This window comes from Solibacillus sp. FSL K6-1781 (assembly GCF_038630735.1).
Classification (GTDB): domain Bacteria; phylum Bacillota; class Bacilli; order Bacillales_A; family Planococcaceae; genus Solibacillus; species Solibacillus silvestris.
Window position 1 is genome coordinate 470,708 of the sequence record NZ_CP152038.1, and the last position, 13,053, is coordinate 483,760.

Annotated in this window: 11 protein-coding genes; 6 read left to right on the forward strand and 5 right to left on the reverse strand. The window is 39.6% G+C overall.

Annotation, left to right across the window (positions count from 1 at the left end):
* Nucleotides 1-411 precede the first annotated feature (411 nt).
* Nucleotides 412-1,032 (forward strand): GyrI-like domain-containing protein, encoded by a 621-nt coding sequence (locus tag MHH37_RS02355; protein ID WP_342574829.1) that lies wholly within the window; start codon nucleotides 412-414, stop codon nucleotides 1,030-1,032.
* Between the two features lie 54 nt (nucleotides 1,033-1,086).
* Here the strand turns inward: MHH37_RS02355 and MHH37_RS02360 are convergent, their stop codons facing one another.
* Nucleotides 1,087-2,388, reverse strand: coding sequence for a S8 family peptidase (locus MHH37_RS02360; protein ID WP_342574830.1), 1,302 nt, complete (start codon nucleotides 2,386-2,388; stop codon nucleotides 1,087-1,089).
* A 134-nt stretch (nucleotides 2,389-2,522) separates the two neighbouring features.
* Here MHH37_RS02360 and MHH37_RS02365 point away from each other — a divergent pair, with 134 nt between their 5' ends.
* On the forward strand, nucleotides 2,523-3,737 hold the full coding sequence (locus MHH37_RS02365; protein WP_342574831.1) for a tetratricopeptide repeat protein: 1,215 nt from the start codon (nucleotides 2,523-2,525) through the stop codon (nucleotides 3,735-3,737).
* 161 nt (nucleotides 3,738-3,898) lie between these two features.
* Here the strand turns inward: MHH37_RS02365 and MHH37_RS02370 are convergent, their stop codons facing one another.
* Both MHH37_RS02370 and MHH37_RS02375 read right to left on the reverse strand, forming a co-directional pair.
* Nucleotides 3,899-4,225, reverse strand: coding sequence for a DUF779 domain-containing protein (locus MHH37_RS02370; RefSeq protein ID WP_342574832.1), 327 nt, complete (start codon nucleotides 4,223-4,225; stop codon nucleotides 3,899-3,901).
* 72 nt (nucleotides 4,226-4,297) lie between these two features.
* On the reverse strand, nucleotides 4,298-5,818 hold the full coding sequence (locus MHH37_RS02375; RefSeq protein WP_014824816.1) for an aldehyde dehydrogenase family protein: 1,521 nt from the start codon (nucleotides 5,816-5,818) through the stop codon (nucleotides 4,298-4,300).
* A 460-nt stretch (nucleotides 5,819-6,278) separates the two neighbouring features.
* Between MHH37_RS02375 and MHH37_RS02380 the strand changes: the two genes are divergently transcribed.
* Nucleotides 6,279-7,301, forward strand: coding sequence for an AbrB family transcriptional regulator (locus MHH37_RS02380; RefSeq protein WP_342574833.1), 1,023 nt, complete (start codon nucleotides 6,279-6,281; stop codon nucleotides 7,299-7,301).
* Between the two features lie 171 nt (nucleotides 7,302-7,472).
* Nucleotides 7,473-8,369 (forward strand): heme o synthase, encoded by an 897-nt coding sequence (cyoE, locus tag MHH37_RS02385; protein WP_008404696.1) that lies wholly within the window; start codon nucleotides 7,473-7,475, stop codon nucleotides 8,367-8,369.
* A 462-nt stretch (nucleotides 8,370-8,831) separates the two neighbouring features.
* Here cyoE and MHH37_RS02390 read toward each other — a convergent pair whose 3' ends face one another.
* Together MHH37_RS02390 and MHH37_RS02395 are read right to left on the reverse strand one after the other, a co-directional pair.
* Entirely contained in the window at nucleotides 8,832-10,214 is a 1,383-nt protein-coding gene (locus MHH37_RS02390; RefSeq protein ID WP_008404693.1) for a dipeptidase, read from the reverse strand.
* A gap of 62 nt (nucleotides 10,215-10,276) precedes the next feature.
* Nucleotides 10,277-10,678: a YrvL family regulatory protein gene (locus MHH37_RS02395; RefSeq protein WP_008404691.1), complete on the reverse strand. Its 402-nt coding sequence runs from the start codon at nucleotides 10,676-10,678 to the stop codon at nucleotides 10,277-10,279.
* A 274-nt stretch (nucleotides 10,679-10,952) separates the two neighbouring features.
* Here MHH37_RS02395 and MHH37_RS02400 point away from each other — a divergent pair, with 274 nt between their 5' ends.
* Nucleotides 10,953-11,507, forward strand: coding sequence for a glycerol-3-phosphate acyltransferase (locus tag MHH37_RS02400; protein ID WP_342574835.1), 555 nt, complete (start codon nucleotides 10,953-10,955; stop codon nucleotides 11,505-11,507).
* Nucleotides 11,494-13,011: an aminotransferase class V-fold PLP-dependent enzyme gene (locus MHH37_RS02405; protein ID WP_342574836.1), complete on the forward strand. Its 1,518-nt coding sequence runs from the start codon at nucleotides 11,494-11,496 to the stop codon at nucleotides 13,009-13,011. Before MHH37_RS02400 ends, MHH37_RS02405 begins: the two co-directional genes overlap by 14 nt.
* The last annotated feature ends 42 nt before the right edge of the window (nucleotides 13,012-13,053 follow it).

The window sequence follows — 13,053 nt, forward strand, 5'->3', positions numbered from 1 at the left end:
TTAAGTGAATTTTTGCTTAAGCTGTTTTTTTATTGGGCGTTTTTATTAGAACAATGGTGCGGGATATTAGAAAAGTTGTAGGGGATATTAGATGAAACTTGGGCGATATTAGAAGTTCCGCTAACTCAAGCTGTATTGAAACATGGTTTGCGGCTGAATATGTTGAATTGTAAATGCAATCAAATTTTATTAGAACAATTGGACCGAAAATTAGAAGAAGTACGGGGGTTATTAGCTGATTGAAAGGGGATATTAGAACAAAGTTTCTGCTTATTAGAACAACTTTCAAATATATTAGAAAATCGCAACTTTATTAGAACAAATAAAAATATATTAGAATATTTCCGAACATATTAGAACATTGCGACCAACATTATAAAACGTGTATCTTTAAGTAAAGGGGAGTATGAAATGAAGCATGAATATAGAAAACACGAAAAAGAGCTGTATGGCACAAAAGCAAAACCGGTATTACTAAACGTGCCCCAACAGAAGTACATCTGTATCAAAGGTGAGGGCAATCCGAATGGAGAAGACTTTAAAAACCGTGTAGAGGCGCTGTACAGTTTAGCGTATACGATTCGCATGAGTCATAAAAACGGGTTTGCGCCAGCTGATTATTTTGAGTACACGGTCTATCCGCTTGAAGGGTTATGGGATAAAAAGAATTATGATTCCAAAGAGTTCAACCTAGATGACCTTGTGTATACGATTATGATCCGCCAGCCGGAATTTGTAGATGAAACTATGTTCAATAATGCGATGGAAGTGGCGCGGAACAAAAAGCGTAATGAACGGTTGTCCGAAGTTTACTTTGACGAGATAACGGATGGTTTGTCGGTTCAAATGCTGCATATCGGTCCGTTTGCTACAGAGGGGGAGACGTTCTCGGTCATGCAGGAGTTTATTGCAAACAATGACTTACGCATTAAAACATTGGTGCACCGCGAAATTTATCTATCGGATCCGCGTAAAGTAACCGGTGATCGATTAAAAACATTACTACGCTACCGTGTAGAGAAAATTAAATGAAAAAACGAAACACCAGCAGCCACGGCCGGTGTTTCGTTTTTATTACATTCTATATTACTGAACACGGGCGAACCCAAATCCTGAAGCGTAGTCATCGCCTGTAGCGGCACCGTATCCGCCTTTAATATCTACAGCTTTTGCGCGTGTTTGTAAGTTTGAGCGCAGTTGCGTGTGAGACCAAGACGGGTTTTGAGCCCAGATTTTTGCTGCTAAACCTGAAACGTGAGGTGTAGCCATCGATGTTCCGCTAATTGTATTGTAGCCGCCGTTATACCATGTAGAATAAATTGCCGAACCGGGAGCTGAAATTTCAATATCTCCTTGCTGGATGACATAGTCGCCAGCCGTAGAGGCGTACCCGCGTGAAGAGTAGTCAGCTACACGGTAAGTTCCGTTTTGCTGTACATTTTCCAGTGCTGCTACAGCAATGGCATTCGGTAATGCACCGGGATAGCCAATTGATCCTTGTGCATAGCCTGAGTTACCAGCTGCTGCAACAACAAGTACACCTTTGCTGTATGCATAGTTGACAGCACTTGAAATTAGGCTGTTGTTCGCTGAAGAACCTAATGACATGTTGATGATTGTTTTTGTACCAGTAGATGTTGCTTGATCAGCTGCATGGCGGATCGCAGCAGCAATATCATCCGAGTAGCCAGAACCGCTGTCTGCTAATACTTTGTATGCCCAAAGATCTGCCTCTGGAGCAACACCATAAACACCTCCTCGGTCGCTTCCGCCATCAGCCAATGCCGATCCGGCTACATGCGTACCATGACCGTTTCTGTCAGTACAGCTATTATTTACAACAGTTGTCGCAGTCGTAAAGTCTTTACATTGCTCCACAGTGTTGGCAAGGTCAGGGTGGGAAGTGTTTACTCCTGTATCAAGTACGGCAATATTTACGCCGCTTCCTCCAGATGTAGATGTTAATGAACTATTATTATAAATCGCTTTAATTCCCCAAGGTACTTGCTGGGAAGCTCTTGCGTAAGCTGATGCATCCGGCGTTCTATCTTCTGTTGTATAATCCTCTCCCAATTCCAAATTGATCGGATCTAATGAGACGACAGGAACTTTTATGACTGTGAAATTTTTATTCTTTTGTAATGCCTGGAATTGCTTTTCATTCATTTCCGTTGAAAATCCGTTCTCTGTTAATTCCCAACGAGCCGAATATTGTGCTTTTGCTGATTGTTTTGCAGACTGGTTGTTTGCTTCAATGTACACACGGAACTTTTCTTGACCGACATTGTTTACCGAATTGTCTTCACTATCCAAAGTTGCCGCATGTACTGGACTGATTAATGACCCTGCAATCAAAAGACTGAATAACGTACTCTTCACTTTTTTCATTTTCCTGACCCCTTTTCAAAGTATATTTTTGGATTACATATTGAATTTATCACAATACTAGTTTTTTGATTATTGGGAAAATATTAAGTATACTAGATAAACTATCCAACTATTTAAAGGGGTGTGGTAATTGAATGAAAATAGGTTCTTTAATAAAGTACTACCGTACAAAGCTTGGAATGACTCAAAATGAGGTAGCAGCGGGAATTTGCTCGATTCCACATTTAAGTAAAATCGAGAATAACAATAAAGAAGCAAACTGCGAGACAATTCGTCTGCTCTTAGAACGTTTAAATATTAATAGCCGTGATGTCGAAAATAGTGAGCACCATATCATAAAGTTATTGAAAGACTTACAAAAACAGATCAATTACTTAGAAAATGAAAAAGCTATTGCGACAATGGGACTATTAAAAGATTATGAAGAGATCATTGGTTTTACAGAATCAGTCTATTTATATGAACTTTATAAATTACGTTACTACGTGTTTATTAACGATTACAAAATGGCGGAACATCAGTTGAAGTGGCTAAATGCCCACCGTCAGAATTTTTCCCAACATGAGAGATATTTACATTCTTACTATTATGCATTAGTTTTAATAACAAGGGGTAAGTATGCAGAAGCAGCTGTAGAACTAACTAATATACTTAAGACAAGCTCGGAACTTGGGTCACTGGAAGGGGAGTTTTACTATCACTTTTCGTTAATAAAAGGCCGGCTGGATGAACCGAGCCAGGCGATTCTTTATGGGAGAAAAGCACTGCATTATTATAAGGATCAGTTTAATTTTAAGCGGATTATTTATACTTCCATGTCGCTCGCTCTTTATTACGCGCAGGGGAAAGTATTCCATGAAGCAATCGAAATTTATGATCATCTCCTGAGAAATGTGGAACTGATGCAGCAACAGCAGTTACTGCCTGCTATATATCATAACCTTGGGGATTTATATCAAATGAGAGGCGAATATGAAAGAGCCCTCGTTTATTTTGAGCAAAGTGCTTCGTTAATGGAAAATAACAGCGATAACTATCTATTTTGTTTATATAATTTGGGCATGACGCAATTTCGGCTTGATCAAAAGGTAGAAAGTTTCAAAACCTTTACTATTTTAAAGGAAGAAGCAAAAAGTAAGAGAAAACTAAGTTTTAATTTATTTGCTTCTTTTTATTTATATTTGCTAGGTGGACAAGAAAAGAAAGCAATGGAATTTTTGGAGGGGAGGTTAATTCCGTTTACGGCAAACAGTGAAGAGTTTAAAGAAATGCACCAGAAGTTTTCTTATTTACTGGGTGAGTACTACAGGCAAGAAAAGAAATTTGAAAAAGCAATCCAATTCATTTAATTATAAAGGAGACGAGGAATATGAAGAAAAACGTTAAATTATCGCTATTATTATTAAGTGTGGCATTGGTGACATTGTCTATCCCAATTTATCCCCCAGTTTTATCTTAATAAAAAGCGCCATTCAGAAGCTTTATTTAAGCTGCTGGATGGCGTTTTACATTATTTCATTACCTTTGATTTCATCAAAAAAGCATAGCCTTCTGCACTCTCCAATGAAAAAGATGCGCCCTGACCTTCCATTACATCAACAAGAACTTGCATATGCTTCAAATACTCCGACTGATGCTTATCAATATAATACGGAACATCCGCAATTTCCCCGAGAAGTACAAGCTGGCTGCTAATATAGTGCCCATCCTTTGTAAAACACATTGGCACCGTACCATCGCAGCAACCGGAAGACTGCTCAAACACCAAGTTTCCATGCTTTGCTTTCAACAGCTCGATAACCTCAATCGCTTTTTCAGTCACGACTAACTTTTCCATAAAGCATCCTCCTATAAAAAAGAGGATGTACTGTAAAAGCACATCCTCTAATAGTTCGCTTCTCGCTTTGGCTTAGAAGAAACCTTGAGCGTTTTTGTTGTAGCTTACTAACATACATTTTGTTTGTTGGTAGTGATCTAACATCATTAAGTGGTTTTCGCGACCGATACCTGATTTTTTATATCCGCCGAATGCAGCGTGAGCAGGGTATTGGTGGTAAGTGTTTGTCCAAACACGACCAGCTTGGATACCACGTACAGCGCGGTAAGCTGTATCCATGTTACGTGACCATACACCAGCACCTAGACCGAATTCAGTGTCGTTGGCGATTTCCATAGCTTCTTCGAAAGTAGAGAAAGTTGTTACAGAAAGAACTGGACCAAAGATCTCTTCTTGGAAGATACGCATTTTGTTGTGACCTTTGAATACTGTTGGTGCCACATAGTAGCCGCCTTCTTGGTCAGCATCTAATTGGTTTTGGTAGCCGCCGATAAGTAGCTCAGCGCCTTCTTCTTTACCGATTTCGATGTAAGATAAGATTTTTTGTAATTGCTCATTTGAAGCTTGAGCACCCATCATTACTTCTGTATCTAACGGGTTACCGATTTTGATTGCTTTAACGCGTTCTAATACACGTTCCATGAATTTGTCATAGATAGATTCGTGAACTAATGCACGTGAAGGACAAGTACAAATTTCGCCTGAGTTTAATGCGAACATTACTAAACCTTCGATAGCTTTATCCAAATACTCATCGTCATGATCCATTACGTCTGGGAAGAAGACGTTTGGTGATTTACCGCCAAGCTCTAAAGTTACAGGGATAATATTCTCTGTAGCGTATTGCATAATTAAACGACCTACTCCAGTAGAACCAGTGAATGCCACTTTGTTAATGCGTGGGTTCGTAGCAAGTGGTTTACCAACTTCAATACCTAAACCATTAACAACGTTGAATACGCCTTTTGGTAATAAGTCTTGAATTAATTCGATTAATACCATGATTGAAGCTGGTGTTTGTTCAGCAGGCTTCATCACGATTACGTTACCAGCAGCTAATGCCGGAGCAATTTTCCAAGAAGCCATTAATAATGGGAAGTTCCAAGGAATAATTTGACCGACAACCCCGATTGGCTCGTGGAAGTGGTATGCTACTGTATCGTTGTCGATTTCAGAAATTCCGCCTTGTTGTGCACGAATCGCACCAGCAAAGTAACGGAAATGATCCACTACTAAAGGAATATCAGCATTTAATGTTTCACGTACTGCTTTACCGTTGTCCCAAGTTTCAGCAACAGCGATTTTTTCTAAATTTTCTTCAATGCGGTCTGCAATTTTATTTAAAATATTCGCGCGGTATGCAACAGAAGTTTGTGCCCAGGCACCTTTAGCCGCATGTGCTGCGTCTAATGCTAATTCAATATCTTCTTCAGTTGAACGTGCAACTGAAGTAAATACTTTACCAGTTACAGGTGATTTAACATCTAGGTATTGTCCTTTTACAGGAGCTACCCATTCGCCACCGATAAAGTTATCATATTTTTCTTTAAAGTTAACTACTGCACCAGCAGTATTAGGGTTTGCATAGATCATCTATTAACACCTCTATTATTGTTTTAAAGTTATAGTAACTTTATGTCCTCATTATGCATCGGAGTACGAAAAATAGCAAATGAAAATGCTTACATACTTAGTTATGTCGTTATACTTGTAAAATGAAATCGCATGAAAAAATCATTTTTGGTGAAATTATTTATGTACTGATACAGAGTGTTATGGTGGGTGAGGGAATGAAAAAAAGTAGATTAAACCTTATAGCATTATAATAAATGGGTATTATATAACAAAAATATACAGTGAAACTATATGTATAAAAATTCATAAGTATTCATAAATATTTTTTGTTATATCTTTTATTTTCTATATAATTAGTAGCTTTATAAGGTTGGATTTGCACATATTCTATTCGTATTACCAGTTTGATAAGTTGTTCGCATTACGAAATAATTTAAGTTAAAATGAACGTATTCATTAAAAGGAAAGGGGAGAAATTATGCTTCTTGTATTCGTCATTGCACTTATTGGGGCACTTCTATTCTCCACGCTTTCATTTCCGATTCCATGGCTGATCGGTCCTATTTTTTCGGTGCTGGTTGCACAGTTTTTCATTAAAGATAGGCTGCGATGGCCGGCAGTTTTGCGAAATACAGGACTTGTAATCGTCGGTGTCGCAATTGGTCAGCAATTTGACTTCTCGCTATTTTCCGATTTCAAATCTTTGCTGTTTTTTATGGTCATCGTCAATGTTCTATTGTTTGCATTTTGTTTAGGGATTGCATGGGTGATTGCTCGATTAACAGGTCTTACATTTAAAACGGCCGTCGCCGCCAATGTTCCGGGTGGGTTATCCCAGCTTGTATTGTTTGCGGAAGAGGAAGGGGATGTCCATTTAACAGCGGTCACGTATTTTCATATTGTCCGTGTATTGGGGGTCGTGCTGCTCATCCCGTTTTTAGTGTCAGGTCATGTTGTTGGAGGGGCAAGTATTCCATTGACATGGGATGTATGGCAAGTGGGTTTGGTCATTTTGCTCGCTGCTGTTGCCGTCCCGCTTGGCAGAAAATTAAAGCTCCCTGTCGCGCACTTTTTAACACCGATTATCGTTGTCATCGGATTAAAATTCTTTGGAATTGAAGCACCGACAATGCCGAGTGATGTTCTTCATATTGCGCAAATTTTAATCGGTGCCTATATTGGACTGTTATTAAAGCCGGAAACATTGCGTCTTCCATTGAATGTTTTGATAGGTGGGATGGCCAGTACGGTTGCGATGATTATTCTCACATACGGCACAAGCTTACTCATTGCCCGGTATTTAGATTTGAGCTTTGCGACAAGCTTTTTAAGCACGGCACCTGGTGGACTCGATCAAATGGGGCTTTTAGCGGCTGCGGTAAAGGCGGATATTTCTGTTGTAACGGTTTTCCAGCTATTTCGTTTGCTGTTTATATTCTTATGTGTACTACCTATTATTAAGTGGGTTTACCGAGAGCGGGAAGAGTCTGTACAACAATGAATGGTAAGCCGTTTCGTTAATTGTTTGCCCAGCAATCCAATCATTAATTGTGACAGGATTATCACGACATTTTAAATGGGAAAGTGAGAAAAAAAGCCTGGATGCTAACCCTTTATGTCCTGATTAGGTTATACTAGAGAAAGTGATTAATTAGGAAGTAGGATTAAGAACATGCAAACGCAATCGAATCGACAGTTGTGGGCGCAAGCAGTGAAGACCGGCATTATAAAATCTAACTTAATTCCGATGATCGCGGCATTAATGCTCGCCCTGTATACGTATGAATTAAATTTTATTGATCATATTCCCGCTATTATTTATGCAATTATTGGTTCGGCAGCAGTTATAGCTGCAGCAGGTGCATATAATAACGTCTATGACCGGGATATCGATCAAATTATGCCCCGTACAAAAACACGTCCAACCGTTACTGGAGAACTTTCTGCGAAGTTAGTGCTAATCGTTGCGACGATTTTATTAATACTAGGATGTACGGCGCTTTATTTAGCATCACCGTTAGCTGCTTTGTTAGGGTTTTTAGGTGTATTTTTCTATGTTGTCCCTTATACAATGTGGACAAAACGCCGTACGATCTGGAATACAGAAGTTGGTAGTATTTCAGGCGCTATGCCCCCACTCATTGGATGGGCAGCCGTAGCTCCGGATCTTTGGCATCCGGCTGCATGGGCACTGTTTCTAATTATGGTCATTTGGCAAATGCCGCATTTTTATGCCATTGCCATTCGTAAAAAAGAGGATTATGCCGCGGCGAATATCCCAATGCTACCTGTAGCAAAAGGGGAAAAGCGCACATATATTCAGTCGAATATTTATCTCGTGCTGCTAATTTTATCGAGCTTTTTGTTTTTACCGCTTAGCTTAGGTTTAACAATCGTTTCACTTGTCCTTGGTGTCATTTGGCTATGCATGAGTATTGCTGCATCAAAAAAACAAGGTGAGAAGAAGTGGGCGAATATTATGTTCGGCTATTCGCTCTTCCATATGATGGCTGTATTTGGGACAGTCTTTATTTATGCAACAGTTGGCATGATTTTAAATGCGCTTTAAAGTTGTAGAATCAAAAACTCATTCATTTTTCTATAGAGAAAATGAATGAGTTTTTTTGTTATATAGGTTAAGCACATGTATAATTTTCTTTTCTATTTAGTAATAAATGCTTATCTGGAATAGACTTTTCTTATATATTATGTAATTCCGTCAAAAATCAATTGATAAACATCAAAATATTATTATTTTTTATCCGCTTGTTGAGAAATTGTGAACAGAAAATGTGAGCATAATATGACAATGATAGCCCACGTATTTTTTGCTTGAAGGAGACATGCTATCATTGGTTTATCAAGTAGAGCGGTGTGCATGGTAGGCAAACTTGCTCATTCATTGATATGCTATGTTACTCATAAATCTCGTACATGACTTCGACAACATATAACCCCCCTATTTTTATATGGTCCCGTACGGATTCAAAAGACGCCAATGCTGTAGTGAGCATTGGCGTCTTTTTTGTTCTTAAAATTTAATTGTTGCTACTTCATGCATGTAATCGCCAAGTACTCGCAAGCCTTGGTCAAAGTTTTCAAGATGGAAGTGTTCGTTTGGTGCATGGAAGTTTTCGCTTGAAAGACCGAAGCCCATTAACACTACAGGCAAACCTAAAATTTCATCGAATGCTGCAACGATCGGGATTGATCCGCCACCGCGCGTATAAGCTGTAGGTACTTCATATACTTTTTCATATGAACGACCTGCCGCCTGAATTGCCGGGTGATCGAATGGTGTTAAGTAAGGTTTTCCTTTATCAAATTCAGAAATCGTCACTTCGACACCAGTTGGTTTATGCTTTTCAATATGCGCTTTCAGTAAAGAAACGATTTCCTCAGGGTCTTGATCCGGTACTAAGCGGCATGTAATTTTTGCACCCGCTTCAGCAGGTAAAACTGTTTTAATGCCTTCACCAGAGAAGCCGCCGAATACACCGTTTACTTCCAATGTTGGACGTGCCCATGTTTGTTCCAAGTAAGAATAGCCAGCTTCACCGAATAATTCTTTCACACCGACTTCTTCTTTTAATGCTTCTTCATCAAAGTTCAAATCACGGTAAGCTTGGCGCTCTTCTTCAGATAGGGGACGCACTGAATCATAGAAGCCTTCCACTTGAATTGTCCCGTGCTCATCACGGAAAGAAGCTAAAATTTCTGCAAGTGCATGGATCGCGTTTTGAACACCACCGCCATAAAGGCCAGAATGCAGGTCACCTTTTGCACCGCGCACATCAATCTGCACACCTGTTAGTCCGCGTAAGCCATAGCATACTGCGGGTTTTCCTTTTGCGTATAGACCTGTATCGGAAATGACGATTAAGTCAGCCGCTAATTTTTCTTTATTGTCTTCTGTATACTTCGGAAGAGACGGACTGCCGATTTCCTCTTCACCTTCATAAATGAATTTCACGTTTACCGGTAATGTACCTTCTGTCGCAAATAACGCTTCGATCATTTTTAAATGCATGAACACTTGTCCTTTATCATCCGAAGAACCACGTGCAAACAGTTTATTGTCGCGGATGGCCGGTTCAAAAGGAGGTGTTTCCCATAAGTTTAATGGATCAACTGGTTGTACATCATAATGACCGTAGAACAGAATTGTCGGTTTGCCTTCAGCATGAAGCCATTCCCCATAAACGACCGGATGACCCGCTGTTTCATCTACTGATACGTTTTCGATGTTTAATGATTTTAAGTGGTCCGCCAGCCAGTTTGCCGCTGACAACATATCTGCCTTGTGCTCAGATAAAGCAGAAATACTAGGAATACGTAAAAATTCGTTTAACTCCGCTAAATGACGTTCACGGTTTTCCGTAAAGTAACCGTCTAACTTTTCTAAATGACTCATATGGTTGAGTGCCTCCCTTTATTTCGGTTGTAGAAATAATTATAGCATAGAACAACTGGAAATCAGCTTCTCATCTTTCCTTTTTTTGAGCCTGCGTCAAACACCCAATACATTGTCGCTGTCGCAATCGCAAAGACAATTCCGCCATATAAAGGCAAGTAAATGGATTCCATTATGAGTGAAATTGTCATTAAAAGCGTAAAGGAGATAAGTAAGTGCGCAAAGTATTTGTGGAACCGGTGATTTTGCGTTGTTTTTAATTCAATCAGGACATCAGAAAACATAACAAACGCAAATTCAATGACTCCATAAATTAGAATGAACCAAATTAAGTTTCCCCAACCTTCAAATTCAATTCCGACAAGCAGTAAAATGCCTACTTCCACAGAAATTGCGATTCCGATGATCGCTATAAATAGTAACCCGATAAAAATAAAGCCTATAAATCCTCCGAAATTCTTCATATAAACTCCTAACAAATTTGAATAGATAATAGTTAGTATAAATGATTTTTAGAAAAAAGAGGGAAGCACGCTCCGTCAGGAAATATAAAAGCACACTTTTTTCAATTGATTCTTTAAATGATTATATGGAGTACCCGCGAATAATCGTTTTTAAAAACCCATTTAAAGTTAAGAAATACTGTATTGTGTTTTTGATAAATATGGAAAGCAATCGGTGCAACTTCTGCTCAAATACGCTACGATAAAAATAATAAATCCAAAAAGGGTGATTAAAATGTTCTATATACTGCTAAGTTATTTACTCGGTACAATCCTTTTTGCGGTCGTTCTAGGGAAAGTAAAAGGAATTGATCTTCAGCATGTGAATAGCGGTAATCTTGGGGCACGAAATGCCGGGCGTACATTAGGGAAGTGGGCTTTTATCTTTGTGGCAGTAGGGGATGGTTTGAAAGGGCTTCTCGTAGTAGTTGTAGGACGAATGCTTGAGCTTCCTGAACTGACGATTGCACTTGCTGTTATTGCTGTAGTGCTTGGCCATTTGTACCCGTTTTGGAATCGCGGAAAAGGTGGAAAAGGAGTCGCAACGGTAATTGGAGCAATGGTCGCTTTTTCGCCGTTACTGATTTTCGTATTTTTAGCTGGCTTTTTATTGTGCCTGCTCGTAACAAAAAGTGCAACACTTAGTATGACAGGCGGGTTTATCTTGTATGGACTAATTATAAGTGTATATATAGAGGCAGGATTCATCGTAACGATCGCACTTGTTCTCGTTATTTGGAAACAGCGACATAGTATTGTAGAAAGGGTGAAACCAAATGTACTGGAGTAAAATTGCAGCAACAGATGAAGAATTTGATGCAATCGCAGCATTAAACTATGAAACTTTTGTAGAGGAAATTCCCCAGCATGAGCACAATCCGCTGCGTCGGCTTATCGATAAATTTCATGATGAAAATGTGTATGTAATCGTCTATAAAAATACGGAAATGGTCGGTATGGTTGCATTCCGCGATACACGACCATTTTCAATCGATCGAAAAATCGGGAAGGTGGAAAAATACTTGGATGCAGAAGTTTGCGAACATTTATGTGAAATCCGACTGCTCGCGGTGAAAAAGAATCACCGGAACGGGCGTGTTTTTACGAAGCTTGCAACAGCGATCTACCGCTATTTTTATGATGTAGGATATACAGCATGCGTCATTTCCGGTACGGTCCGAGAAGAGAAAATGTATACGCAAATGGGGTTCAGGCAATTTGCGTCAGCTGTTGGAACAGAGGAAGCACGGTATTTGCCGATGGTTTTAACACGGCAGGACAGCGCGGTTTTCCGTGAGCGTCTGCGTGAACAGAATAGAGTGTTTTTCCCGGGACCAGTTGCATTGGAAAATCCGCTGATTCCGTCCACCATTTCCCATCGCTCCGTAAAATTCCAGCAGGAGCTTGATGATATGAAAAGCGGGTTATGTAAACTTGCAAAGGCAAATTACGTTATACCACTTGTCGGTACAGGGACACTTGCCAATGATGCGATGCTCGGCCAGCTGAAAAGTGAATTTCCTCTTGAAGCCGGACTAGTATTGGTAAATGGGGAATTCGGTCAACGTCTTCATAACCAGGCGAAACAGTGGGGACTACATATTGAAAAGATTGATGTTGGATGGGGAAATCCATTCGATATTGCAGAAATTGAAGCGTATTTACAAAAGGGGGGGTATCGATACATTTTATTTGTGCATGGCGAAACATCAAACAGTACATTAAATCCGCTTGCCTTGTTAGGTAAGTTGGCGGAAAAATATGAGATAAAGCTATGTGCGGACTGTATTAGTTCGTTTGGTTCCATGCGGTTTTCAATGCAGGGGCTTCACTATGCAACAGCAGTCAGCGGGAAGGCGCTTGGCACGGTGGCGGGACTTGCTTTCATCTTCTGTAAGGAACAACCGATTTCTAGTGATGCACCGCTGTATTTGAATTTGCCTTATTATATTGAAAAGCAAATTCCGTTCACATTGCCGCATAGTTTTGTAGAGGCAGTAAGCGATGTACTAAAGTTGTATCCGGAGCGCTTTGAAGTATTGGAAAAGCGGATGGAGGCAATTAAGAATTCAACGCTTGATGTAACAGCAACTTATCCGATGATCGCTACATGGGAGCACCCAAAAATGACTGAAATCCTTACTGCATGCGAATTAAATGGTTTTTATCTACATGGCGACAGCGCATATTTAAGAGAACGCAATATCGCTCAAATCAGCACAATCCAACCGAATTTTGAAAAAGATTTTAAAAAATTAAATGAATTGCTTACTTATGTAATGGAAACTTTGTAGGGGGAGGACTATGCGGGGGATGCAGAAACATTTATTTCGTTC

What these genes read in the sequence shown, in the direction of transcription:
- MHH37_RS02355 (WP_342574829.1), top strand. Translation starts at nt 412, where the DNA reads ATGAAGCATGAATATAGAAAACACGAAAAAGAGCTGTATGGCACAAAA.
- MHH37_RS02360 (WP_342574830.1), bottom strand. Translation starts at nt 2,388, where the DNA reads ATGAAAAAAGTGAAGAGTACGTTATTCAGTCTTTTGATTGCAGGGTCA.
- MHH37_RS02365 (WP_342574831.1), top strand. Translation starts at nt 2,523, where the DNA reads ATGAAAATAGGTTCTTTAATAAAGTACTACCGTACAAAGCTTGGAATG.
- MHH37_RS02370 (WP_342574832.1), bottom strand. Translation starts at nt 4,225, where the DNA reads ATGGAAAAGTTAGTCGTGACTGAAAAAGCGATTGAGGTTATCGAGCTG.
- MHH37_RS02375 (WP_014824816.1), bottom strand. Translation starts at nt 5,818, where the DNA reads ATGATCTATGCAAACCCTAATACTGCTGGTGCAGTAGTTAACTTTAAA.
- MHH37_RS02380 (WP_342574833.1), top strand. Translation starts at nt 6,279, where the DNA reads ATGCTTCTTGTATTCGTCATTGCACTTATTGGGGCACTTCTATTCTCC.
- cyoE (WP_008404696.1), top strand. Translation starts at nt 7,473, where the DNA reads ATGCAAACGCAATCGAATCGACAGTTGTGGGCGCAAGCAGTGAAGACC.
- MHH37_RS02390 (WP_008404693.1), bottom strand. Translation starts at nt 10,214, where the DNA reads ATGAGTCATTTAGAAAAGTTAGACGGTTACTTTACGGAAAACCGTGAA.
- MHH37_RS02395 (WP_008404691.1), bottom strand. Translation starts at nt 10,678, where the DNA reads ATGAAGAATTTCGGAGGATTTATAGGCTTTATTTTTATCGGGTTACTA.
- MHH37_RS02400 (WP_342574835.1), top strand. Translation starts at nt 10,953, where the DNA reads ATGTTCTATATACTGCTAAGTTATTTACTCGGTACAATCCTTTTTGCG.
- MHH37_RS02405 (WP_342574836.1), top strand. Translation starts at nt 11,494, where the DNA reads ATGTACTGGAGTAAAATTGCAGCAACAGATGAAGAATTTGATGCAATC.